Origin of the sequence: Pseudoruegeria aquimaris (genome assembly GCF_900172235.1) — a bacterium.
GTDB lineage: Bacteria > Pseudomonadota > Alphaproteobacteria > Rhodobacterales > Rhodobacteraceae > Pseudoruegeria > Pseudoruegeria aquimaris.
Map to the genome: position 1 here is coordinate 1 of NZ_FWFQ01000015.1, position 22841 is coordinate 22841.

General features: G+C 67.8%; 24 protein-coding genes and 1 pseudogene. 15 read left to right on the forward strand and 10 right to left on the reverse strand.

Annotated elements, in window-relative coordinates; all coding sequences use genetic code 11:
- Positions 1-132: 132 nt before the first annotated feature.
- From PSA7680_RS11115 to PSA7680_RS11130, 4 genes and pseudogenes are all read left to right on the forward strand, one after another.
- Positions 133-408 (forward strand): annotated as a pseudogene (locus PSA7680_RS11115) (BufA1 family periplasmic bufferin-type metallophore); the annotation flags it as partial.
- Between the two features lie 126 nt (positions 409-534).
- Positions 535-1395 carry an MNIO family bufferin maturase gene (gene bufB, locus PSA7680_RS11120; protein WP_085868790.1) on the forward strand — a complete coding sequence of 287 codons (861 nt, stop codon included), beginning with the start codon at positions 535-537 and terminating at the stop codon, positions 1393-1395.
- The gene (locus PSA7680_RS11125) at positions 1392-2177 is read left to right on the forward strand and encodes an HvfC/BufC N-terminal domain-containing protein (protein WP_085868791.1); all 786 of its coding nucleotides are present in this window, start codon (positions 1392-1394) and stop codon (positions 2175-2177) included. Before bufB ends, PSA7680_RS11125 begins: the two co-directional genes overlap by 4 nt.
- Positions 2174-2740, forward strand: coding sequence for a DoxX family protein (locus PSA7680_RS11130; protein ID WP_085868792.1), 567 nt, complete (start codon positions 2174-2176; stop codon positions 2738-2740). The genes PSA7680_RS11125 and PSA7680_RS11130 overlap by 4 nt, the downstream gene beginning before the upstream one ends.
- Positions 2741-2749: 9 nt before the next feature.
- Here PSA7680_RS11130 and PSA7680_RS11135 read toward each other — a convergent pair whose 3' ends face one another.
- On the reverse strand, positions 2750-3106 hold the full coding sequence (locus PSA7680_RS11135) for a hypothetical protein (protein WP_085868793.1): 357 nt from the start codon (positions 3104-3106) through the stop codon (positions 2750-2752).
- 39 nt (positions 3107-3145) lie between these two features.
- Positions 3146-3478: an ArsC/Spx/MgsR family protein gene (locus PSA7680_RS11140; protein WP_085868794.1), complete on the reverse strand. Its 333-nt coding sequence runs from the start codon at positions 3476-3478 to the stop codon at positions 3146-3148.
- A 211-nt stretch (positions 3479-3689) separates the two neighbouring features.
- On the opposite strand from PSA7680_RS11140, the gene PSA7680_RS11145 reads away from it, so the two are divergent.
- From PSA7680_RS11145 to PSA7680_RS11165, 5 genes are all read left to right on the forward strand, one after another.
- Positions 3690-3899 carry a cold-shock protein gene (locus PSA7680_RS11145; protein WP_085868795.1) on the forward strand — a complete coding sequence of 70 codons (210 nt, stop codon included), beginning with the start codon at positions 3690-3692 and terminating at the stop codon, positions 3897-3899.
- A 354-nt stretch (positions 3900-4253) separates the two neighbouring features.
- A complete protein-coding gene (locus PSA7680_RS11150) occupies positions 4254-4463 on the forward strand; it encodes a cold-shock protein (protein WP_085868796.1) in 210 nt (69 codons plus the stop codon).
- Positions 4464-4609: 146 nt separating this feature from the next.
- Positions 4610-5404: a 5'/3'-nucleotidase SurE gene (surE, locus tag PSA7680_RS11155; protein ID WP_085868797.1), complete on the forward strand. Its 795-nt coding sequence runs from the start codon at positions 4610-4612 to the stop codon at positions 5402-5404.
- Positions 5401-6039 (forward strand): protein-L-isoaspartate(D-aspartate) O-methyltransferase, encoded by a 639-nt coding sequence (locus tag PSA7680_RS11160; RefSeq protein WP_085868798.1) that lies wholly within the window; start codon positions 5401-5403, stop codon positions 6037-6039. Before surE ends, PSA7680_RS11160 begins: the two co-directional genes overlap by 4 nt.
- 19 nt (positions 6040-6058) lie before the next feature.
- Entirely contained in the window at positions 6059-7273 is a 1215-nt protein-coding gene (locus PSA7680_RS11165; RefSeq protein WP_085868799.1) for a peptidoglycan DD-metalloendopeptidase family protein, read from the forward strand.
- A 155-nt stretch (positions 7274-7428) separates the two neighbouring features.
- Here the strand turns inward: PSA7680_RS11165 and PSA7680_RS11170 are convergent, their stop codons facing one another.
- The 5 genes from PSA7680_RS11170 to PSA7680_RS11190 all read right to left on the reverse strand — a co-directional run bounded on the left by PSA7680_RS11170 (position 7429) and on the right by PSA7680_RS11190 (position 11779).
- Complete coding sequence (locus PSA7680_RS11170; protein WP_085868800.1) at positions 7429-9078, reverse strand: ABC transporter substrate-binding protein; 1650 nt, start codon at positions 9076-9078, stop codon at positions 7429-7431.
- 172 nt (positions 9079-9250) lie between these two features.
- Complete coding sequence (locus PSA7680_RS11175; protein WP_085868801.1) at positions 9251-10093, reverse strand: ATP-binding protein; 843 nt, start codon at positions 10091-10093, stop codon at positions 9251-9253.
- Positions 10086-10988 (reverse strand): twin-arginine translocase subunit TatC, encoded by a 903-nt coding sequence (tatC, locus tag PSA7680_RS11180; RefSeq protein ID WP_085868802.1) that lies wholly within the window; start codon positions 10986-10988, stop codon positions 10086-10088. Before tatC ends, PSA7680_RS11175 begins: the two co-directional genes overlap by 8 nt.
- On the reverse strand, positions 10985-11533 hold the full coding sequence (gene tatB / locus PSA7680_RS11185; RefSeq protein WP_085868803.1) for a Sec-independent protein translocase protein TatB: 549 nt from the start codon (positions 11531-11533) through the stop codon (positions 10985-10987). Before tatB ends, tatC begins: the two co-directional genes overlap by 4 nt.
- 27 nt (positions 11534-11560) lie before the next feature.
- Positions 11561-11779, reverse strand: a complete 219-nt coding sequence (locus tag PSA7680_RS11190; protein ID WP_085868804.1) for a twin-arginine translocase TatA/TatE family subunit — start codon at positions 11777-11779, stop codon at positions 11561-11563.
- A gap of 311 nt (positions 11780-12090) precedes the next feature.
- On the opposite strand from PSA7680_RS11190, the gene PSA7680_RS11195 reads away from it, so the two are divergent.
- A complete protein-coding gene (locus tag PSA7680_RS11195) occupies positions 12091-12798 on the forward strand; it encodes a helix-turn-helix transcriptional regulator (protein ID WP_245824603.1) in 708 nt (235 codons plus the stop codon).
- A 73-nt stretch (positions 12799-12871) separates the two neighbouring features.
- Here the strand turns inward: PSA7680_RS11195 and PSA7680_RS11200 are convergent, their stop codons facing one another.
- Complete coding sequence (locus PSA7680_RS11200; RefSeq protein ID WP_085868805.1) at positions 12872-13957, reverse strand: ABC transporter ATP-binding protein; 1086 nt, start codon at positions 13955-13957, stop codon at positions 12872-12874.
- A 59-nt stretch (positions 13958-14016) separates the two neighbouring features.
- Complete coding sequence (locus PSA7680_RS11205) at positions 14017-15405, reverse strand: SLC5/6 family protein (RefSeq protein WP_085868806.1); 1389 nt, start codon at positions 15403-15405, stop codon at positions 14017-14019.
- Positions 15406-15554: 149 nt separating this feature from the next.
- Between PSA7680_RS11205 and PSA7680_RS11210 the strand changes: the two genes are divergently transcribed.
- Entirely contained in the window at positions 15555-16388 is an 834-nt protein-coding gene (locus PSA7680_RS11210; RefSeq protein ID WP_085868807.1) for a universal stress protein, read from the forward strand.
- A 19-nt stretch (positions 16389-16407) separates the two neighbouring features.
- Here the strand turns inward: PSA7680_RS11210 and PSA7680_RS11215 are convergent, their stop codons facing one another.
- Entirely contained in the window at positions 16408-17187 is a 780-nt protein-coding gene (locus PSA7680_RS11215; protein WP_085868808.1) for an SDR family oxidoreductase, read from the reverse strand.
- 358 nt (positions 17188-17545) lie between these two features.
- Here PSA7680_RS11215 and PSA7680_RS11220 point away from each other — a divergent pair, with 358 nt between their 5' ends.
- From PSA7680_RS11220 to PSA7680_RS11235, 4 genes are all read left to right on the forward strand, one after another.
- On the forward strand, positions 17546-18568 hold the full coding sequence (locus PSA7680_RS11220) for a Hint domain-containing protein (protein WP_085868809.1): 1023 nt from the start codon (positions 17546-17548) through the stop codon (positions 18566-18568).
- 3 nt (positions 18569-18571) lie between these two features.
- A complete protein-coding gene (locus PSA7680_RS11225; RefSeq protein ID WP_085868810.1) occupies positions 18572-19096 on the forward strand; it encodes a methyltransferase family protein in 525 nt (174 codons plus the stop codon).
- A 46-nt stretch (positions 19097-19142) separates the two neighbouring features.
- Positions 19143-20750, forward strand: coding sequence for a peptide chain release factor 3 (locus tag PSA7680_RS11230; RefSeq protein ID WP_085868811.1), 1608 nt, complete (start codon positions 19143-19145; stop codon positions 20748-20750).
- 516 nt (positions 20751-21266) lie between these two features.
- A complete protein-coding gene (locus PSA7680_RS11235) occupies positions 21267-22682 on the forward strand; it encodes a DEAD/DEAH box helicase (protein ID WP_085868812.1) in 1416 nt (471 codons plus the stop codon).
- Positions 22683-22841: the final 159 nt, after the last annotated feature.

Here is a 22841-nt window from a genome sequence, read left to right on the forward strand (position 1 = left end):
CGCGCCGAGCGCTTGAGCAAATCGACGGCTCCGCGCCCGGCGCGCTTGCCCAAACCGAAACCGAAGACTATCAAACCCAAACCCGCAGACTCTCGTTATGAATGAGGGACCAGCGGGGGGCAGGTCAAAGTCAAAGCTCTCGCCGTTGCCGGCGCTGTCGCCGCCGCCCTCACCGCCACCACGACGACCGTCGCCCACGCGATGGAGAAGGAAAAGTGCTACGGTGTGTCCCTCGCCGGCAAGAACGACTGCGCCGCCGGCCCCGGCACCACCTGCGCCGGCACCTCCACGGTGGACTACCAGGGCAACGCCTGGACGCTGGTGGACGCCGGCACCTGCACCACGATGGAACTGCCCGACGGCCGCATGGGCTCGCTCGAGCCGCTGGACCGCGACCTGCCGGCATAAGTCGATTTTCGCCCGTTCCCGCGCTATCCTCGCGGGAACGGGCCCCCTTGCCCCAAGCCAAGAGAAAGTCAGAAGACGGCCCGCGCCGATCCCCGCCCGGGCCTCCTTTTTTCGGAGAGAACCGCCATGCTGGATGCAACCCCACGCCGCTTCGATGCTCTCCCCAACCGGCCCGGCGTGGGCTACAAGCCTCAGCATTTCGCCGAGATCATGGAAGATCCCGGCCCCGTGGACTGGCTCGAGATCCACGCGGAAAACTACATGGGCGCCGGTGGGCGCCCGATCGCGCAGCTGCGCCACCTTGCCGAGCGCTTCCCGATCAGCGTGCACGGCGTCGGGCTTTCCATCGGCGGCGAAGCCCCGCTGGATGCGGAGCACCTCGCCAGGCTCAGGCAGCTTCTGGGCTGGCTAAACCCCGCCAGCTTCTCCGAACACCTGGCATGGTCCACCCACGACAGCCATTTCTTCAACGATCTGCTGCCCCTGCCCTACACCGAGGCCACGCTGGCGCGCGTCTGCGCCCACATCGACCAGGTGCAGGAGGCCGTGGGCCGGCGCATGTTGCTGGAGAACCCCTCCACCTACCTCGCCTTCGCCGAAAGCCAGATCCCCGAAACCGAATTCCTCGCCGAGATCGCCGCGCGCACCGGTTGCGGGCTGCTGTTTGACGTCAACAACGTCTTCGTGTCGGCCACCAACCAGAAGACCGATCCCTATTCCTACATCGATGCCTTCCCGCTGCATCTCGTCGGCGAGATCCACCTCGGCGGCCACGACGAGGACGAAGACGATCACGGCGCCCCCCTGCTGATCGACAGCCACGGGTGCGAAGTGGTTGATCCGGTGTGGGAAATGTATCGCTACACGCTTCAGAAAGGCGGCGCGAAGCCGAGCCTCATCGAATGGGACAACGACGTGCCGGAATGGCCGGTGCTGGCCGCCGAGGCCGCCCGCGCCGATGCGCTTCTGGCCGAGGTTCCGGCATGAGCCGCCCTCAAAGCCCCGCGCCGAGCGTTTCCCAAGGCACTTTCACGCGGGCCATCCTCGATGCCGGGCAGCCCGTGCCCGAGGGGCTTCTGGATCCCGAAGGCCGCCCCGCCGGGCGCCGCTTCTCCGTCTATCGCAACAATGTCGCCGTCAGCCTGACGGAGGCGCTCGCCACCGCCTTTCCGGTGATCGAAAAGCTGATCGGGGAGGAGAATTTCAAGGCCGTCGCGGGGGTGTTCCTGCGCCGCTACCCGCCCGACAGCCCGCTGATGATGTTCTACGGCCAGCAGATGCCCGCCTTTCTCGAAGGCTTCGAACCCCTCAAGCACCTCGGCTACCTGCCCGATGTCGCCCGGCTGGAAATCGCGCTGCGCGAAAGCTACCACGCCGCCGACGCCACGCCCGTGCCCCCGGAAGCGCTGCAGGCGCTGCCGCCGGATCGGCTGATGGCCGCCCGCCTCCGGCTGGCCCCGGCCCTGCGGCTCGTGCGCTCACGCTGGCCGGTGGCCTCGATCTGGCATTTCAACATGAGCGAGGGTGCCCCGAAGCCGCCCGCCAACGGCGAAAATGCCCTCGTCACCCGCCCCGGCTTCGATCCGCAGATCATCGCCCTGCCGCCCGGCGGCGGCGCCTTCATCGCGGCGCTGCTGGCCGGCGAAAGCTTCGGCGCCGCGCTGGACGCGGCCAGCGGCGCGGTCGAGGGCTTTGACCTCACGGCCGTGCTCGGCCTGCTGATCCAGGGCGGCGCCATCGCCTCCATCGAAGAAGGACCCCCCGCATGAACCCGCTCATCGCCCTGCACAACAGCCTTTTCCGCTGGCTCGAGACCCTTATGGAGCCCTGGTTCCTGCCGACGCTGGCCCGCTTCACCTTTGCCGCCACGCTGCTGATCTACTTCTGGAACTCGGCCCTGCTGAAACTGGGCGACGGGATCCTCGGCATCGTGCAGCCCTCCGTCGGAGCCTATGCTCAGATCTTCCCGAAGAAGATGGAGGCCGTCACCTATGACATCACCCAGTTGGGCTGGTTCGAATGGGCGGTCGTGGTAGCGGGCACCTGGGCGGAATTCATCCTGCCCGCGCTGATCGTGCTGGGCCTCTTCACCCGGCTCTCCGCCATCGGCATGATCGGCTTCGTGGTGGTGCAGAGCCTGACCGATCTCTACGGCCACGGCGGCATCGAACACCCCGAAACGATCGGCGCGTGGTTCGACCGCCTTCCGGACGGGGCGATCCTCGATCAGCGCCTGTTCTGGATCACGGTTCTGGCCATCCTGGTGGTCAAGGGCGCCGGGCCGCTCTCGCTCGACAGGCTGTGGCTGGAGCGCCGCGACGCCCAGATGTGAGCCCCGCGCTCAGGCGGCGTCGGGCTGGCGTGCAGCCAGCGCCAGCAGGCCGCCCAGCAGGCAGAAGGCGATGGGGAACATGGTGAAGACGCCGAAGCCGAAGGCGGCATAGATCGCCCCGGCCGCCACGCACATCAGGATGCCCCCGGCCAGAGCCTGACTGCGCGCCATGGCGCCGCCGGCGATCGCGAGCAGCGGGGCGAAGAAGCTCGCCGCGCGAATCAACCCCACGTTGTCCACCTGCTCGATCAGGTCCGGCACCTCGCCGAACCAGGCCACGAAGCTCGTGTAGCCGTAGCCGAAGAAGCCAACGATCATCGACAGCACGCCGCCGATAATGCCCAGAACAAGTGCCGCGTTTCGCATGGAAATCTCCTGAAGGTGGCCTGTCAGGTAGGCGCGCGTTCAGCCATCCGCAAGGAGCGCGGCCCGTGTTTGCGCGGTCCAGCCCAGAAACAGCCTGTCCCCCGCTTCGATCACCGGGCGCTTCATCAGCGTCGGATGCGCCTGAAGCAGCGCCAGCGGCGCTGCGGCGCGGGCCGCTTCGTCGAGGCCGCGCCAGGTGGTGGAGCGCCGGTTGATGAGATTTTCACCAAATGCGGTGAGAAAACGGGCCAGGTCCCGCTCGGGCACCCCGTCGGCACGCACATCGACGAACGCCACCTCCACGCCCGCATCTTTCAAGTCTTTCAATGCCTTGCGGCACGTATCGCATGTCTTCAAGCCGTAGAGTTTCACGTCATCTTCCTGTTACAGCGGCCTCATATCACCGGGCAGCAGCGCAGCGGGCGAGCGTTTTTCTTGCCTTTTGCCCGGAGTGTGCGAACCTGCTTGGGGGCCTTGGTGGCCCGATTTCAACCCGGACGCAAGGCCGCTGGCCCCTTGCCGCCGGCACAAGACGCCGCCCGCTGTTTTGGGCGGAGCGTGACTATTGAGAAGGAGAAGCGGCATGCCAAATGGCACCGTGAAATGGTTCAACACGACGAAAGGGTACGGGTTCATTGCCCCGGAAGACGGCGGGAAGGACGTGTTCGTGCACATCTCGGCCGTCGAGCGCTCGGGCCTCACCGGGCTCGCCGACAATCAGAAAGTGGAATACGAACTCGATACCGGCCGCGACGGCCGCGAGCTGGCCGGGGCCATCAAAGTGATCTCCTGATCCGGCACCGCCCCTCCATCCCTGCACCGCCACCACGCGCCAGCCGCGCGCGTGGCCGCTGCTCGGCACGGTGCCTCACGTGGCATCTGCCGAAGCCATCTCCGCGTTTCTTGCGCTTTTCACCCCGACCCGCCCCTGCCCCAGCCCGCGCCGCCACGGAACGAAACGCTGCGCAAAGAATTCGCTTGTGTTGTCTGGTCTGGCGGTGCACACTTACTATGTGTGACGCAAGTCCCATATTTCTATCCTGCCTTCTTTTTACCCAAAGCAGCCGGAAAGAGTATTGAGACCGAGCTGCAAGACACCGGCGCGGATGCGTTCCGGCCGTCAACGTAAAAACGAAGGAGACACACGATGCCCAAAGGTACCGTGAAATGGTTCAACACCACCAAAGGCTACGGCTTCATCGCGCCTGAAACCGGCGGCAAGGACATTTTCGTCCACATTTCCGCGGTTGAGCGCTCCGGCCTCACCGGCCTGGCCGACAACCAGGACATCGAATACGAACTGCAGACCGGCCGCGACGGCCGCGAGTCCGCGACCGACCTGAAGGTCTCCGGCTGAGCCTGCCGGCCGGGCGGCACGCCGCCCCGAATGACACGCGCAGGGCCCGATCCGGGCCTTGCGGCCACAGCCCGGCGAAACCGTTCGCCACGGCGCTTTACCTGCCCTGCCCCCTGATCTATTGAATTTCCAAACAAGGGGCAGCCATGCGCATTCTCATCACCAACGACGACGGCATCAACGCGCCCGGCCTGGCCGTGCTCGCCGCCATTGCCGAAGAGATCGCCGGCCCCGACGGCGAGGTCTGGACGGTGGCCCCCGCCTTCGAGCAATCCGGCGTCGGCCACTGCATCTCCTACACCCATCCCACGATGATCGCCGAACTCGGCCCCCGGCGCTATGCCGCCGAGGGCAGCCCGGCGGACTGCGTGCTGGCCGGGGTCTACCACGTGCTGGCCGATGCGCCCCCCGATCTCGTGCTCTCCGGCGTGAACCGCGGCAACAACGCCGCCGAGAACACGCTTTATTCCGGCACCATCGGCGGCGCGATGGAGGCCGCCCTGCAGGGGCTGCCCGCGATCGCGCTCTCGCAGTTCTTCGGCCCCGAGAACGCCGCGCTCGACAACCCGTTCGAAGCCGCCGCCGCCCATGGCGCCGAAGTCGTGCGGCGCATCCTCGGCGCCATGCCGGCGCAGGTGCCCGATGGCGATTACCGCCTGTTCTACAACGTGAATTTTCCGCCTGTGCCGGCCACCGGGGTGAAGGGCATCCGCACGGCGGCACAGGGCCTGCGCAGCGGAACGCGCTTTTCCGTGGAGCCCCACACGGCGCCTTCGGGGCGCAAGTTCCTCTGGGTGCGCGGCGGCCCGCAACACACGCCCACGGCGCCCGGCACGGATGCGGCGGCCAACCTCGAAGGCTACGTGTCCGTCACCCCGATGCGGGCAGATCTCACCGCCCATGACGCGCTGGCCGCCATGCGGGAGCGGATCGACAGATGATCGACGCCGAACGCCAGATGCAGTTCCTCTTCGCGCTGCGCTCGCGCGGCGTGACCGACAAGCGCGTGCTCCACGCGATGGAGACCACCGACCGCGGCGCTTTCGTGAAGGGCATCTTCGCCGAGCGCGCCTACGAGGACACCCCCCTGCCGGTGGCCTGCGGCCAGACGATCAGCCAGCCCTCCGTGGTGGGGCAGATGACCCAGGCGCTCGACGTGCAGCCGCGCGACAAGGTGCTGGAAGTGGGCACCGGCACGGGCTACCAGGCGGCGATCCTCAGCAAGCTCGCCCGCCGCGTCTACACCGTCGAGCGCTACGCCACGCTGGTGCAGAACGCCCGCGCGGTGTTCCAGGCGCTGGATCTCTCCAACATCACCGCCATCCACGGCGACGGCAGCCACGGCCTGCCCGAACAGGCCCCCTTCGACCGCATCCTCGTGACGGCGGCCGCGGAGGATCCGCCGGGCCCCCTCTTGGCGCAGTTGCGCGAGGGCGGTATCATGGTCGTGCCCGTGGGCCAGTCCGATACCGTGCAGAGCCTGATAAAGGTCACAAGGACGGCGGCGGGATACGAGTATGATGAGCTGAGCCCGGTGCGTTTCGTGCCGCTTCTGGAGGGGCTCGGCAAGGAATAGCCGGTTTGAGGAACGAGCAATGGCACCCAGCCCGAAACGCCGCCCGTCGCGGGCGCTTGTCGCGAGCACCGCACTGATCGTCGCCCTGTCCGCCTGCGACGGTGACTACGATCTGCGCGGCAACATCAGCGGCAACAACTTCGACACGACGGCCGCCGCGCGCACCGCGACGGCCCCGCGCCCGAAACCCGACAACCGCGGCGTCATCTCCTACCCGAACTACCAGGTGGCCGTGGCCAAGCGCGGCGATACCGTCGGCGACGTGGCCGCCCGCGTGGGCACCGATGCCGCGGCCCTCGCCCGCACCAACGGCATCGCGCCGGACGTGCCCCTGCGCGAAGGCGAGGTCCTGCTGCTGCCCGGCCGCGTGGCGGAGCCCTCCCCGGCCACGGGCGCCGTGGCAACCGGGCCGATCCGGCCGGCCGGCCAGATCGACGTGACGACCCTCGCCGGGGACGCGATCGAGCGCGCGGAGGGCACCTCCACCACCGCGGCCGCCGCGCCCTCCTCCGCTTCTTCCGGCGCGCCGAAGGCGCAGACCGGCGCGGAACCCGTGCGCCACAAGGTGGCCCGCGGCGAGACGGCCTATTCCGTGGCCCGGCTCTACAACGTTTCGGTCACCGCGCTGGCGGAATGGAACGGGCTCGGCTCCGATCTCGCCGTGCGCGAAGGCCAGTATCTGCTGATCCCGGTGCCCGCCGCCACTGCCAAGCCCGCCAGCGCGCTCTCGCCCGCCGCCACCACGGCGCCCGGCCAGGGCTCGCCCACGCCGGAGCCGCCGAGCGCCGCCAAGCCCCTGCCCGACGAAGTGGCCAGCGCCGCGCCGCCGGAAAACACCCCGGAGTCGCCCTCGCTTTCCAGCGGCGAGACGGCGCCCACCCGCAGCGCCGCCCTGGCCTTCCCGGCCTCGGGCAGCATCATCCGGCCCTATGCGAAGGGCAAGAACGAGGGCATCGACATCGGCGCGCCGGCCGGCAGCGCGGTGAAGGCCGCGAAGGACGGCGTCGTGGCCGCGATCACGCAGGACACCAACAACGTCAACATCGTGGTGCTGAAACACGCCGACAACCTGCTCACCGTCTACGCCGGCGTGGACGCGGTGAGCGTGAAGAAGGGCGACAAGGTTTCCCGCTCGCAGCAGATCGCCAAGGTGCGCGCGGCGGATCCGAGCTTCCTGCACTTCGAAGTGCGCCAGGGGCTGGAGAGCGTCGATCCGATGGAATTCCTTCAGTAGGCGCGGCCCTGGCCGATCCCACCTGACCGGAAACAAAAAACGCGCCCCGTTGAGGGCGCGTTTTTCTTGGGTTCTGGCTTTGGCCGTTTTGCGCAACGCGCTCGCCCGGGCGGGCGCGGGGCTGCCACTTGCGTGACAGCCCACAAGGCGCGTTCCTAGGCTTCCAGCGCCAGCTTGTGCACGTGGATCTCGTTGATCGGGTGGCTGTCGGCCCCGAGGATCCCCGGCCGCGCGTGGCGGTAGAGCGAGCGCCAGTAGGGCTGGATGATGGTGCCGTCATCGCGCAGGAATTCCTGGATCTTCACCATGTGCTCACGGCGCGTGTCCGCATCCGCGATGGCCGAGGCCTCTTCGAGCATGGTGTCGAACTCCTCGCTGGCGAGCCCGGTTTCGTTCCAGGCCACGCCGGACTTGTAGGCCAGCGTCAGCACCTGCACGCCGAGCGGGCGGTGGCCCCAGTCGGTGGAGGAGAACGGGAAGTTGTTCCAGTCGTTCCAGAAGGTGGCCCCCGGAAGCACCGTGCGGCGCACCTTCAGCCCGGCGTCGCGCAGCTGCGCGGCCAGCGCATCGGTGGTGTTGCGGCGCCAGTCGTCGTCGATGGAGACGATCTCGTGCTCGTAGTCGAGCATCCCGGCCTCTTCCATCAGCGCGCGCGCGGCTTCCGGATCGCGCACCGGGGCGCCGATGTCGGCGTATTCCGGGTGGATCGGGCAGACGTGATGGTTCTCGGCCACGGTCCCGCGGTTGGCGTAGCCCAGTTCGAGCAGCACGGCGTTGTCGACCGCCAGCGCCAGCGCCTGGCGCACGCGCTTGTCTTCGTAGGGCCGCTTGCCGTCCACTTCCGAAAGGCGGTTGGTGCGCAGCACCAGCGTATTGGCGGAAACGGATTCGCTCTGCTGCCAGCCGAGCGCCTCGAAGATCTCGACGAATTCACCCACCGTCTCGTAAGTCATGTCGACTTCCTCGGCCTCGGCCGCCGCCACGTGGGCCGCGCCGTCGGTGCCGAAATCGATGAATTCGATCCGGTCGAGATAGGCACCCTCGCCCCACCATTCATGCTCGGTGTTCCTTTCGAGCACGGCCTTCACGCCCACCTCGTATTCCACCAGCTTGTAGGGCCCGGTGCCCACCGGATCGGCCGCCGGATCGCCGGACCAGCCCTCGGGCACGATGGCGGCGGGGTATTCGGTGACCGCCGGGATGATGGTGATGTCGGGGCGGGTCAGCTTCACCTTGAGGGTGAGGTCATCGATGATCTCGAGGCCGCCTTCCACGGGGCCGTCTCCGGCCTCGTTCTGCAGCGAGCCCATGCGCGCCGCCATGGAGTTGCCTTCCCAGGTGCCGTCGCACCAGCGGGCGAAGTTGTAGGCCACGTCCTTCGCGGTCAGCTCGCCGCGGCCGTCATTCCACTTCACGCCGGGGCGGATCTTCAGCAAGTACTCGGTGGCGTCCTCGTTGACCTCCCAGCTTTCCAGCAGGCGCGGCTCGAAGGTGCCGTCGGCGTTGTACTGCACGAGATACTCGAGGAAGCCGCGCACCACGTTGCCCAGCTGCGGCCAGTTGAAGGTGGGCGGATCCAGCAGCGCGCGCACGTCCTGCTGGATGCGGATCGTGCCGCCCTTGGCCATGTTCATGGCCCGGGCCGGCTGCGCCATGCCCATCAGGCCGTAGGCGGTGGTGGCGGTGACGCCGAGCGCCGTTGCGCGGGTCAGGAATTCGCGGCGGCTGAGCTTGCCGGCGGCCACTTCCTGCGCATGCATGTGCACCGCTGGATGAATGGCATCCTTGTTGAAAAATACAGACATGATGTCTCCTTCCCTGTCTTGAAAAGTCTTTCGTTCTAGCTTGACGCTTTCCAGTCTAACGAGGTTCTGCGCGGATGCAGGGGTTTTCTTAGCGTCAACTTCACGAAATGGTGAGGCCCGCGCCGGCGGGCACGGGCCTGTGGCGGGCAAGCGCCAGAAAAATCAGGAAAATTCAGGAGAGGGAGACGCCCCGGCGCCCGGCCAGATCGGTGAAATACTGCCAGGCCACCCGGCCCGAACGGCTGCCTCGCGTGGCCTGCCATTCGATGGCCTCGGCCCAGAGCGTCTGCTCGTCTATCTCCACGCCGAAGGCCGCGCAGTAGCCGCGGATCATGTCGAGGTATTCGTCCTGCGAACAGGGGTGGAACCCGAGCCAGAGGCCGAAGCGGTCCGACAGCGACACCTTCTCCTCCGTGGCCTCCGAAGGGCTGATGGCGGAGGAACGCTCGTTTTCGATCATGTCGCGCGGCATCAGGTGGCGGCGGTTCGAGGTGGCGTAGAAGACGACGTTCTCCGGCCGCCCTTCGATGCCGCCGTCCAGCACCGCCTTGAGCGACTTGTAGTGCTGATCGTCGTGGGAAAAGGAAAGATCGTCGCAGAACAGGATGAAGCGCGCATCGGCCTCGCGCAGGATGTTCAGCAGCCGCCCGATCGAAGGCAGATCCTCGCGCTGGACCTCCACGATCTTCAAGCCAAGCCCCTGCCGCAGCACCTCGGCATGCACGGCTTTCACCAGCGAGGATTTCCCCATCCCGCGCGCGCCCCAGAGGAGCGCGTTGTTGGCCGGCAGGCCCCGCGCGAACTGCAGCGTGTTCTCAAGCAACGTATCGCGGGACCGATCCACGCCGACAAGCAGCGAAAGATCCACCCGGTTGACCTTGGTCACCGGGGCCAGCCGATCCGGGCCCACGTGCCAGACGAAGGCATCGGCGGCGCTGAAATCCGGGGCGGCCATGGGCGCCGGGCGCAGCCGCTCCAGCGCCTCGGCGATGCGCTCGAGCGCAGCGTCATTCATCGTCGAAAGCCCCTTCGCCGTGGATGTCCTCGTCCCACAGGCCCTCCGCCTTCAGCTTCTTTTCGCGGGCCTTCTCCACCCAGCGCACGAGCTGGATCGAGATCTCGTAGAGCCCGTAGACCACCACGAAGAGGATGAGCTGCGTCGTCACGTCCGGGGGCGTTACCAGCGCGGCCAGCACGAGGATGCCGACCATGGCGTATTTGCGCACGCTGCCCAGCCCCTTCGCGCTCACCAGCCCGGCCTTGCCCATCAGGGTCAGCAGCACCGGAAGCTGGAAGCACAGGCCGAAGGCCATGATGAACTTCAGCGTGATGTCGAGGGATTCATTGACCTTGCCGAAGAAGGTGATCGTCACCCCTTCCGCCGTTTCCGGCACCACGGCCGCCTCGGCGGGAATGTCGCTCACGGTGCCCGAAAGCAGATCGGCGAAGATCGAGGATACGTCGGCAAAACCGAGAAAGAAGGCCATCGCCAGCGGCGTCACCACGAAATGGGCGAAGGCCGCGCCCAGCATGAACATCACCGGCGAGGCGACGATGAAGGGCAGGAAGGCGTTCTTCTCGCTCTTGTAGAGCCCAGGCGCGATGAAGCGCCACATCTGGTGCGCGATCACCGGGAAGGCCAGCGCGAAGCCGAAGACCATCGAGATGCGGAACAGGGTGAAGAGATACTCCTGCGGCGAGGTGTATTGCAGCGTCGGGGACGGGTCGCCCAGCTCGCGCAGCGTCGCCTCGATCGGCCCCAGCAGGAACTGCAGGATCGGTTCGGCCACGGTGAAGGCCAGAACGATGCCGATGATGAAGGCGATCACCGAGCGGATCAGCCGGGTGCGCAGCTCGGCCAGATGCTCGATCAGCGGCGCGGAGGAGTCTTCGATCTCGTCGGTGCTCATGTGGTCTTGTCCGCAGGCTTGGTCCCGGCGTCGGGCGTATCGGTCGGTGCGGCGCCCTCCGCGGCAGGGGCCGCCTGGCCGGCGTCGGCGGATGCGGCAGCCGCCGCCTCCTGCGCCGCCTTCTCCCGCGCGATCCGGTCACTGGCCACCTGGGCGCTGCGCTCGCGGATCAGGCGGGCCTGTTCGGCGCGCTCTTCCGTCATCTTCGCGGTTTCCGGGCCACGCGGCGCGGGCTTGGCCTCGCCCTCCGTGGCGGCCGCCGCGTCACCGGGCTGCCATTTCTCGAATTGCGAAGCGGCATCCTGAAGCTTGTCCAGCCCCAGCTTCTTGGCCGAGGTGGCGTTCTTCAGATCGCTCGCCACATCCTTCACGCCGGCCTCGTCGGCGGCCTCGTTCATCGCGCGCTGGAAATCACGCGCCATGGCCCGTGCCTTGCCGGTGAACCGGCCCAGCGTGCGGAACATCACCGGCAGGTCCTTCGGGCCCACCACGATGAGCGCGACGATCCCGATGAGCAGAAGCTCGCTCCAACCCAGGTCAAACATGCGGCTGCGATCCCGGCGCGGACAGGCTTACGCCTTGTCCTTTTCCTTGTCTTCCTCGGGCGTGACGTCGCGCGCCTGCTTGGTGCCGTCTTCCAGCTCTTGCTGGCCTTCGGCGATGCCCTTCTTGAACGAGGTGATGCCCTTGCCGACTTCGCCCATCAGCGAAGAGATCTTGCCACGCCCGAACAGCACGAGCACGACGACGGCGATGAGAAGCAGGCCGGGAAGGCCGATGTTGTTGAGCATGTGTTTTCCTCCACAGGCGGCGCACCGGGCGGCGGCGCGCGAAAAGATCAGATGGCACAGAGGTAGCGCTTCGGGCGCGAAGAGGAAATACCCAAAACGCCGTATCACCCCCTGTTTTCTTGGCTTTCGCGGCGGTTTTCTGCCACACTCTCCTGACAGTTATGTGTCAGTTGCGCGCGGCGGATCCCGCCTCACGCCAAGGAAACAAGGGAATTCATGCAGATGGCGCCCCCCGCCCCTTCCTCCCGCCTCCGCCGCCCGGCCCGCGGGCCCGATTCGCCGCGCCGCCGCCAACCGGCGCCCCCCGCCCCATGAGCCGGCGCAGCACGGCCATCGGGCGCAGCGGCCGCCTCCAGGCGCTCATCCAGCAGCTGCGCGGGGGCCAGCTGCACCGGGCGCGCGATCTCGCCGCAGCGCTCGGAGTCTCCGAACGCACCATCTACCGCGACATGGACACCCTCGCCGCCTCGGGCCTGCCCATCGAGGGCGCGCGGGGCGTGGGCTACCGGATGACGGAGCCGATCAGCCTGCCACCGCTCACGCTGACGACCGCTGAACTGGAGGCGCTCCAACTCGGGCTGGAGGTGGTGCGGCGGGCCGGCGATCGCGATCTCCAGTCGGCCGCCCGCAGCCTGCACTCCAAGATCGACACCCTCGTGCCTGAAACCCGCGCGGCCCCGCCCGCGGGTTGGGACGATGCGATCTACCCCTTCGCCGTAGCCGGCTCGGGCCTGCATCACATGCCGGTGCTGCGCCAGGCGATCCGCCAGAAACGCAAGATCTGGCTCGTCTACCGCAACGAGGAGGGCCGCGGCAGCCAGCGCATGATCCGCCCCCTGCACCTGGAATACTGGGGCCGCATCTGGAGCTGCCCGGCCTGGTGCGAAAGACGCCGCGCCTTCAGAACATTCCGGGTGGACCGCATGGAAACCGTCGAACTGACCTCCGCCCGCTTCCGCGAAGAGGCCGGGAAAAGCTTCCCCGACTACCTCGCCAGCCTGTCGGAGCCGCCCGCCTGAGCCCTGCTTCCTCTCGCCCCAAATACCTCGGGGGGAGTCCCGCAAGGGACGGGGGCAGCGCCCCCGGCCGCGCTCACTCCTTGCGCGGGAAGACGAAACAGCGCTCCCGGCGCACCGTCAGCCAGAGCGGCGTGCCGGGTTTGGGCAGGAAGACGCTGGGCACCGTGGCCTTGAGGATGGAGCCGTCGAAATCCATGCGGAATTCCACGAGGCTCTCGCGCCCCATGAACCGCGCGCGCTCCACCACGCCGCGCGCAGGGACGCCGGCCAGCGGAGTGGGGTTCGGGCCCTTGCCGGACCGGTCGAAATCGATCTTCAGGTGCTGCGGGCGGAACACGATGTCCACCTCGGTGCCATCCGGCACGCCGGGGGCGAGGAACTGGCCGAAGGCGGTCTCCGTCAGGGCGCCGCGCACGGTGCCCTGGATCACGTTGATGTCGGAGAAGAAGGCCGCTGCGGCCCGGTCCACCGGGGTGTTGTAGATGTTGTAGGGCGCGCCCTGCTGCACGATCCGCCCGTCGCGCATCAGCGCGATCTCGTCGGCCATGCGCATGGCTTCATCGGGCTCGTGGGTCACCAGCAGCACGGCGGTGCCCTCTTCCTTGAGCACGGCAAGGGTTTCGTCGCGGATGTCGTCGCGCAGACGGTTGTCGAGGCCCGAGAAGGGCTCGTCCATCAGCATGATGCGGGGCCGCGGCGCCAGTGCCCGCGCCAGCGCCACCCGCTGCTGCTCGCCGCCCGAAAGCTGGTGCGGATGCTCCTCGGCATAGTGCAGCAGCCCGACGCGGGAGAGCAGCTCCTCCACCCGCGCCCGCTTCTGCGCCGCGCTGCCCTTCAGGCCGAAGGCCACGTTCTGGGCGATGGTGAGGTGGGGAAACAGGGCGAAATCCTGGAACATCAGCCCGATGCCCCGCCCTTCTGGCGGCACCCGGTGGATCGTGTCGCAGACGAGCTTGCCGTCCACGTAGATCTCCCCGGAATTCTGCATGTCCACGCCCGCGATGATGCGAAGCGTGGTGGATTTGCCGCAGCCCGAAGGGCCCAGCAGGCAGGTCACCTGCCCCGGTTGCACCTGGAGCGACACGCCGTCCACCACGTTGCGGCCGCCGAACCGGCGGACGATGTTGCGGATCTCGAGTCTGGGTGGTGTGCCTGCCAAGGGTCTGCTGCTCCTAACCCGATCAATTTCATCGGGCTTTGCCTGCGCAGATAGCAGCCCTACCGCGGCTGCACAACCCTCGCCGCCCGGCGCGCGCCCAGCAGCACCGCCGCGAAGCCCACCGCCAGCACCGCGAGGCAGATCGCCAGAAGCTGCTCGTATTTGTGCCCTTCCGGCAGCAGCGCGGCCACGAAGGGTTCGGCCCGCAGGAAGTAGGCGGCCGCCCCCAGGAGCGCGGCGGCGAAGGCCACCACGAAGGCCCAGACGGGCACCGGGCGCCCGGCGACGAGCCCCACGACCAGAACCGGCGTCAGGAACATCGAAGCGGTGCCCGAGACGGCCACGGCGTCAAAGAGCGTCTTGTTGCCCGAGAGCGTCAGCAGGGCGCCCAGCCCCATGAAGACGGCCATGGCGATCCGCCCCCCGGCCAGCGTGCGCGGCAGCCAGCGCAGCTCTTCCACGCAGAGCCGCGCCGCCGAGGCCAGCGCGCTGTCGAGGGTGGAAAGCGCGGAGACCAGAAGCGAGATCAGCAGCGCCGCGAAGATCCACGGCGGAAACATTCCCGCCCAGGTGCCGATCAACTCCCCCTCGTAACCTGCCCCGACGAGCCCGGCCTGGATGCCGAAGAAGCCGAAGCCGATGATGCAGAGCGTGGAGATCCAGAAGGCGTGCAGGAAGGCGCGCCGGGTGGTGCGCGCATCGGCGAGGAAGCCGCGGTCCATCATCACCGGATCGTGGGCCGGGTAGGAAAACACCTGCAGGAAGGCCACCACCAGCAGCACCCAGCCGTTGTAGCTGCCCGAGGTGCCCGGCGCCGTCAGCACGGCCGCGAGCGAGAAGCCGGGATCGAGCAGAAGCGCGGCCAGAGCCGCCGCGAAGACCGCGAGGAAGACGATCATCTGTACCACGTCCGTGCGCAGCGAGGCCGAAAGCCCCCCGGCGGCGGAATAGGCCAGCCCGACGCCCGCCACCGCGAGGATCGACACCATCTGCGCCTGCGCCACCCCCGGCAGCACCGCCGCGAAGATCAGCCCCACCACCAGGAGGTTGGCGAAGACCTCCGAAAGCAGCCGCAGCCCGATCACCACGTTGTAGCACCCCGTGCCCACGCGCCCGAACCGCGCCCCGAGCCAGCCTTGCACGCTGCGCCCGCCCTGCGCCCGGATGCGGCCGACGATGAAGCCGCCGGTCAGGAAGGAGCCGTAGTAGGCGGCATAGGCCAGCGTACCGGCGATGCCGTAGAAATAGCCGAGGATGGCGGCATTCATCAGGGAACGGGCGAAGATCCAGGTGGTGACCTGGCTCAGCACCAGCGTCCAGAGCCCCGGCGCCCCCCCTTGCGCATCGGCGCCGGCAAAGAAGCCTTCGGCCGTGACCCGGCGCGGCGCGGCCGCGAGGCTGGCGAGGATGACGATCCCGAAAAGGGCAATCACGGTAAGGGCCTGCATGGTGTTCTTCCAGTCGCAAGAGAAGGTGTTTGCCTCTGCTTACACGGGCGGCCCCGCCTGCCGCGAGTGCAAAAAAACGGGGGTGACACGATCGTGACGGCCACTTTACTGTCGGGTGATCAACTTGCCTGCGCGGAAGGGGAACCGGCATGAAGAACATCGTGGTGGCCACCGATCTCTCGGGGCGTTCGGCCCATGCCTTGACCCGCGCCTTCCAGCTGGCAGAGCAGTCCGGGGCGCGCGTGGCCGTGGTCAAGGTGGCCGATGACGACCTGCCCGAAACCATGTCGGCCAAGATCCAGATCGATGCGCAGGACATGCTCGAAGCGCTCTGCGAGGCCGAGGCGGCGCGCCATCCCGCGCCCTTCTCGATCGAGGTCCTGACCGGGGATCCGGCCCATTGCATCCGGGCCTGCGCCCGCGACTACGACAGCGATCTCATCATTCTCGGCGCCCACCGGCGCAGGGGCTTCCTCGACGGGATGCGCGAAACCACGCTGGAGCACGTGGTGCGCATCGTGCGCCGCCCGGTGCTGCTGGCGGCGATGCCGGTCGAGTCGCCCTACACCAAGGTGCTTCTGCCGATGGATTTCTCGCCCGCCTCCACCGCCGCGGCCCATGCCGCGCTCAAGGTGGCCCCGGCGGCCGAGATCAACGCCTTCCACGCCGTCCACGTGCCCTACCGGGGCTTCGGCCGCGGCAATCCGGACGGCAGCCTCGAAGACATCTTCCTGCAGGAGGCCCGGGAAGAGCGCGACAAATGGTGGGAAAACGCCGGGCTGCCCGCGAGCTTTCCGAAGCCCGAACTCAGCGAGGGCTCGCCGCAGCAGATCCTCGATGCCCGCCGGGCGCTCTTCGACCCCGACCTCATCGCCGTCGGCGCGCACAGCCGGGCCACGGCGGCGCGCTGGATCGTGGGCAGCTTCGCCGCCGGGCTGGTGCGCAATCCGCCCTGCGACGTGCTGGTGACGCGCCCCCGCTGAGGGGCGCGCCGCGCCGCGTTCAGAGGGTGGCGTTCACCGCGCCGCCGTCCAGCAGCACGTTCTGCCCCACGATGAAGCCCGCATGCTGCGAGCAGAGGAAGGCGCACATCGCGCCGAACTCCGCCGCCGTGCCGTAGCGGCCCGCCGGGATGGTGGCGGAGCGGCGGGCGATGGCCTCCTCCATGGTGATCCCGTCCTGCTCGACCACCGCGGCGTCGAGCGAGACGGCACGGTCGGTTGCGTGGATGCCCGGCAGCAGGTTGTTGATCGTCACCCCCGCGCCCGCGACCTGCCGCGCCGTGCCCGCCACGTAGCCGGTGAGCCCGGCCCGCGCGCTGTTGGACAGCCCCAGCACGGGGATCGGCGCCTTCACCGAGGAACTGGTGATGTTGACCACGCGGCCCCAACCCTTTTCCATCATCTGCGGCAGCAGCGCCTTCATCAGGGCGATGGGGGTAAGCATGTTGGCGTCGAGCGCCTTGATGAAATCCTCGCGGTCCCAATCGCTCCACATCCCCGGCGGCGGGCCACCGGCGTTGGTCACGAGGATGTCCACGTCGCCCGCGGCGGCCAGGACCTTGGCGCGGCCCTCCTCGCTGGTGATGTCGGCGGCGACGGCGGTAACCTCGACGCCGTAGCGGGCGCGAATCTCCTCGGCGGTCGTCTGCAGCGGGCCTTCCGTGCGGGCGTTCAGCACGAGGTTGACCCCCTCGCCCGCCAGCGCCTCGGCGCAGCCGCGGCCCAGCCCCTTGGACGAGGCGCAGACCAGCGCCTTCTTGCCTGAAATTCCGAAATCCATGGATCCCTCCCTTGATGCGCCATCGCGCGGGTTTGCGTTTTCCTGCCCGCCGGAGGGCGGGCGCCGGGGCACACCCTGCCCCAGCCGCCGGCGATTCGCACCCTCTTGCAATTGTGCGCCCCCTCGCACATGCTTCCGCCTGCGCCCCGACCATTGTTCACCCAATCGAAACACTCTTGCGCCATAAAGCGTCCCGGAGCCGGCGCGCCCCGGCCTCAGATTGACCAAAGTGTTGTAAAATTTTACTTTGCTGGACGGGGATACATGAAAGAGCCGCGGCGGCCTTGTCCGGATCGCACCACCACGCGCCGGTCTTCGCCGGAACGCCGGGCTCACGGACGAAGAGAGACAGCTCGAGATGTTGCCGCTGCCCGCCGCATCCATTCTGCCGTTGCAAACGCTGCCCGTCTTCCGGGCGGAGGCGTTCTGCGTGGTGGATGGTGCCAACCTCGGCGATCCCATCGGCGATGCCAGCGAGCTGGTGCTGGACGACACCTACTCCCTCGCCGGCGGCGCGCAGAAGCAGATGCTGTCGATCAGCGAAGCGCCGGACGGGCCCTTCCGCGTATCCGAAGGCTCCGAGCTGGGCGTGCCCGGCCACCAGATCCACCTCGACAGCACCATCACCCTGATGAGCCCGGACGGCACCACGATGGAGGCCCTCGTGCTGGCCGAGGTGCACCCGGAGGAGGGCTATCTCGCCGAGGTCTACCTTCTGCCGCTGGCGGAACTTGCGCCCAAGGTAGACTACCGCCTCGTGGGCGTTGAGAGCGATACCGCCAAGGCGCGTTTCGCCGAAGTCGCCTGCGTCTCCTTCGCGCGCGGCACCCATATCACCCTGTCGGACGGGCGCCAGAAGCCGATCGAGGAACTCAAGGTCGGCGACAAGGTGCTGACGCGCGACGACGGCCCGCAGACGATCCGCTGGATCGGCCAGACGACGATGCGCGCGGTGGGCGATTTCGCCCCGATCGTGATCAAGAGCGGCACGCTCAACAACACCGCCGATCTTACCGTCAGCCCCAACCACCGGCTGTTCATATACCAGCGCCGGGACGAGATCGGCCTCGGGCGCTCCGAGGTGCTGGTGAAGGCCAAGCACCTCGTTAACGGCGATACCGTCTACCGGCAGGATGGCGGCTTCGTGGATTACTTCCAGATCCTCTTCGACCGTCACCACATCATCTACGCCGAGGGCATCGCGGCCGAGAGCCTGCTGCTGGACCGGCGCACCACCCCGGCCCTGCCCGAGGATCTGGCCCGCCGCCTCTCCAACCTCATCCCCGGCCACGCCGACAGGCCGCACAAGGATTTCGAGGTGCAGGAAAGCCTGCTAAGCAAGAACGCGGTGGAAGATCTGCGCCGCGCCTCCGACCGCTGAACCATGCCCACCCCCGGCCCGGACACCACGCCCGAACCCGCGCCCGGCTCCTCGCCGGGCTCCTCGCCGGACACCCCCGCCATCCGCCTCTACCCGCCCGCGCTCTCCATCGCCGCGCCGCTGCTGGCGATCCTGCTGGAATGGTTGCTGCCCCTCGGATGGCTGCCCACCGGCTTCGGGTTGGCCTCTCTGATCGGGCTTGCGCTGATGGCCGCCGCCGGGGCGCTGGCGATGAGCGCCACGCGCGCCTTCGCCGCCGAAGGCACCGAGGTCGATCCCCGCAGCCCCGCCAGCGCGCTCGCCCTGTCCGGCCCCTACCGCTTCACGCGCAACCCGATGTATCTGGGCATGGTGCTCCTGCAGATCGGCCTGGCGCTCACCTTCTCGCTGGATTGGGCCCTGCCGCTGGCCGCCCTGCTCTGGCTGGCGCTGGATCTGGCGGTGGTGCGCCCGGAAGAAGCCTACCTGCACGCGACGTTCGGCGCCGCCTACGGCGCCTATTGCGCCCGCGTGCGCCGCTGGATCTGATCCAAGCCTTATTGCCCTTTCGGGGCGCGCGGAATATATCGCGCCCATGTTGGACAGAGCCGCAAACGCCCCCGAACTGCCTGCCGAAGTCGCCCGCCGGCGCACCTTCGCCATCATCTCGCACCCGGACGCCGGGAAAACCACCCTCACCGAGAAGTTCCTTCTCTACGGTGGCGCGATCCAGATGGCCGGACAGGTGCGCGCGAAAGGCGAGGCCCGGCGCACCCGCTCCGACTTCATGAAGATGGAACAGGACCGCGGCATCTCCGTCTCGGCCTCCGCGATGTCCTTCGATTTCGGCAAGTATCGCTTCAACCTCGTGGACACCCCCGGCCACAGCGATTTCTCCGAAGACACCTACCGCACGCTCACGGCCGTGGACGCGGCGGTGATGGTCATCGACGGTGCGAAGGGCGTGGAAAGCCAGACCCGCAAACTGTTCGAGGTCTGCCGCCTGCGCGATCTGCCCATCCTGACCTTCTGCAACAAGATGGACCGCGAAAGCCGCGACACCTTCGAGATCATCGACGAGATCCAGGAGAACCTCGCCATCGACGTGACGCCGGCCAGCTGGCCGATCGGCATGGGGCGCGATTTCATCGGCTGCTACGATCTGCTGCGCGACCGCCTGGAGCTGATGGACCGCGCCGACCGCAACAAGGTGGCCGAGAGCATCGCCATCGAGGGGCTCGACGATCCCAAGCTCGCCGAGCACGTGCCGGCGGACCTGCTGGACAAGTTCCTCGAAGAGATCGAGATGGCGAAGGAGCTGCTGCCGCCGATGGATCCGCAGGCGCTGCTCGACGGCACCCTCACCCCGATCTGGTTCGGATCCGCCATCAACTCCTTCGGCGTGAAGGAACTGATGGAAGGCATCGGCGCCTACGGCCCCGAGCCTCAGGTGCAATCCGCCGAGCCCCGCCAGGTCAGCCCGGCCGAAACCAAGGTCGCCGGCTTCGTCTTCAAGGTGCAGGCCAACATGGACCCGAAGCACCGCGATCGCGTCGCCTTCGTGCGCATGGCCTCGGGCCATTTCAAACGCGGCATGAAGCTCACCCACGTGCGCTCCAAGAAGCCGATGGCGATCACCAACCCGGTGCTCTTTCTCGCCTCTGACCGCGAACTGGCCGAAGAAGCCTGGGCGGGCGACATCATCGGCATCCCCAACCACGGCCAGCTGCGCATCGGCGACACGCTGACCGAAGGCGAGATGCTGCGCGTCACCGGAATCCCCTCCTTCGCGCCCGAGCTTCTGCAGACGGTGCGCGCGGGCGATCCGATGAAGGCAAAGCACCTCGAGAAGGCGCTGATGCAATTTGCCGAGGAGGGCGCGGCGAAGGTCTTCAAGCCGGGGATCGGCTCGGGCTTCATCGTCGGCGTCGTCGGCGCGCTGCAGTTCGAGGTGCTCGCCAGCCGGATCGAACTGGAATACGGGCTGCCCGTGCGGTTCGAGGCCAGCCAGTTCACCTCGGCCCGCTGGGTGCATGGCGAGAAGGCCGCCGTGGATGCCTTCTCCGCCGCCAACAAGCAGCACATGGCCACCGACAACGATGGTGATCTCGTCTACCTCACGCGCCTGCAATGGGACATCGACCGCGTGGCGCGCGACTACCCCGATGTGCGCCTCTCGGCGACGAAGGAAATGCAGGTCTGAGCCCTTTCGGCCTGTGGATAACCCTGTGAACGCCTGCTCGCCTCCGCGTGACGCTGCGTCATCGGCCTGTGAGCCTGTACATCCGGCCGTCACCTGCGCCGGGCCGGCGCCCGGTAGGCGCACCCGGCCCGATGGCGCCCGAGGGCAAGGGGCCGGCCACCCGCGCCGCCGCCACGCCCCCGTCGCACCCCGCCGCGACTTCCGCCTTGCAAGGCGGGGCAAATTGCCGCCACCGCAGGGAAAACCGCCTTTGGTATGCCACGGCACGCCGTGGCCAATCGCGGTTGCATCCCCGGGCACTGTTTCCCTGATGGCAACAAAACTGCACATCGGCGCAACGCCCGCCGGCGGCGCGCGGGCGCAAGCCACCACCCGCATTGACGAAATGGCCGTTTTTCAGTAGGCACAAGCGCACCAGATGGGGGCATGTGCATAATTCGCCGCGGCATCCGGCCGGCAGGCGATCCCTCTCTCATAGCGAATACGGCGTCAAAATGCCGTAGAACACGGATACGAATGACGAAATTTGCTGATCTGAAGCTGGATCCCAAGGTCCTGAAGGCCGTCGAGGCCGCAGGCTACGAAACCCCCACCCCCATCCAGGAGGGAGCGATTCCCCCGGCGCTCGAAGGGCGCGACGTTCTGGGGATCGCGCAGACGGGCACCGGCAAGACGGCCTCCTTCACCCTGCCGATGATCACGCTGCTGGCGAAGGGCCGCGCCCGCGCGCGCATGCCGCGCTCGCTTGTGCTTGCGCCCACGCGCGAACTCGCCGCCCAGGTGGCCGAGAACTTCGACGTCTACGCCAAGCACACCAAGCTCACCAAGGCGCTGCTGATCGGCGGCGTGAGCTTCAAGGAGCAGGACGCGCTCATCGATCGCGGCGTGGACGTGCTGATCGCCACCCCGGGCCGCCTGCTCGATCACTTCGAGCGCGGCAAGCTGCTGCTGACCGGCGTGCAGATCATGGTGGTGGACGAAGCCGACCGCATGCTCGACATGGGCTTCATCCCCGACATCGAGCGCATCTTCTCCCTCACGCCCTTCACCCGCCAGACGCTCTTCTTCTCCGCCACCATGGCGCCGGAGATCGAACGCATCACCAACATGTTTCTCTCCAACCCCGCCAAGGTGGAAGTGGCCCGCGCCGCCACCACCTCCGAGAACATCGAACAGGGCGTCGTGCACTACAAGGCCAGCCGCAAGGATCGCCAGGCCAAGGAGAAACGCGATCTGCTGCGCGCGCTGATCGAGCAGGAAGGCGAAGGCTGCACCAACGCCATCGTCTTCTGCAACCGCAAGACGGACGTGGATATCGTCGCCAAGTCGCTTCAGAAGCACGGCTACAACGCCGCACCGATCCACGGCGATCTGGATCAGAGCAAGCGCATGGAAGTGCTCGCGGGCTTCCGCGAAGGCAACATCCGCTTCCTCTGCGCCTCAGACGTGGCCGCGCGCGGGCTGGACATCCCCAGCGTCTCCCACGTGTTCAACTACGACGTGCCGAGCCACGCAGAGGATTACGTCCACCGCATCGGCCGCACCGGCCGCGCTGGCCGCAAGGGCAAGGCCCTGATGATCTGCGTGCCGCAGGACGAAAAGAATCTCGACGCCATCGAGAAGCTCGTGAAGCAGGAAATCCCGCGCCTCGAAAGCCCCTACGCGCCCGAGCCGCCGAAGTCCCGCAGCCGGAAATCCGATGCCGGCAAGCCCGAAGCCCGCGCCGAGGAAAAACCCGCGAAAGAGGCGAAAACGGCCGAGAAGGACGACCGGCAGGAGAGCGGCCGCTCGAAGTCCTCGCGCGCGCGCAGCCGCGGCAAATCCGCCGAACAGCCGCGCGAAAGCAACCGCGGCAAGGGCCAGGTCGTGGGCATGGGCGATCACCTGCCCAGCTTCATCGCCCTGAGCTTCGAGGAACGCCGCGCGGGCTGACCGCCGACACGGACCAGGAAACGCGAAACCCCGGCCCTCGGCCGGGGTTTTCCCTTTCTTGCGGGGCGCTGCCCCGCACCCCGGGATATTTGAAGAACAAAGTCGGCCGCTTCCTCTCGCCCCAAATACCTCGGGGGGAGGCGCCCGCAAGGGCGCCGG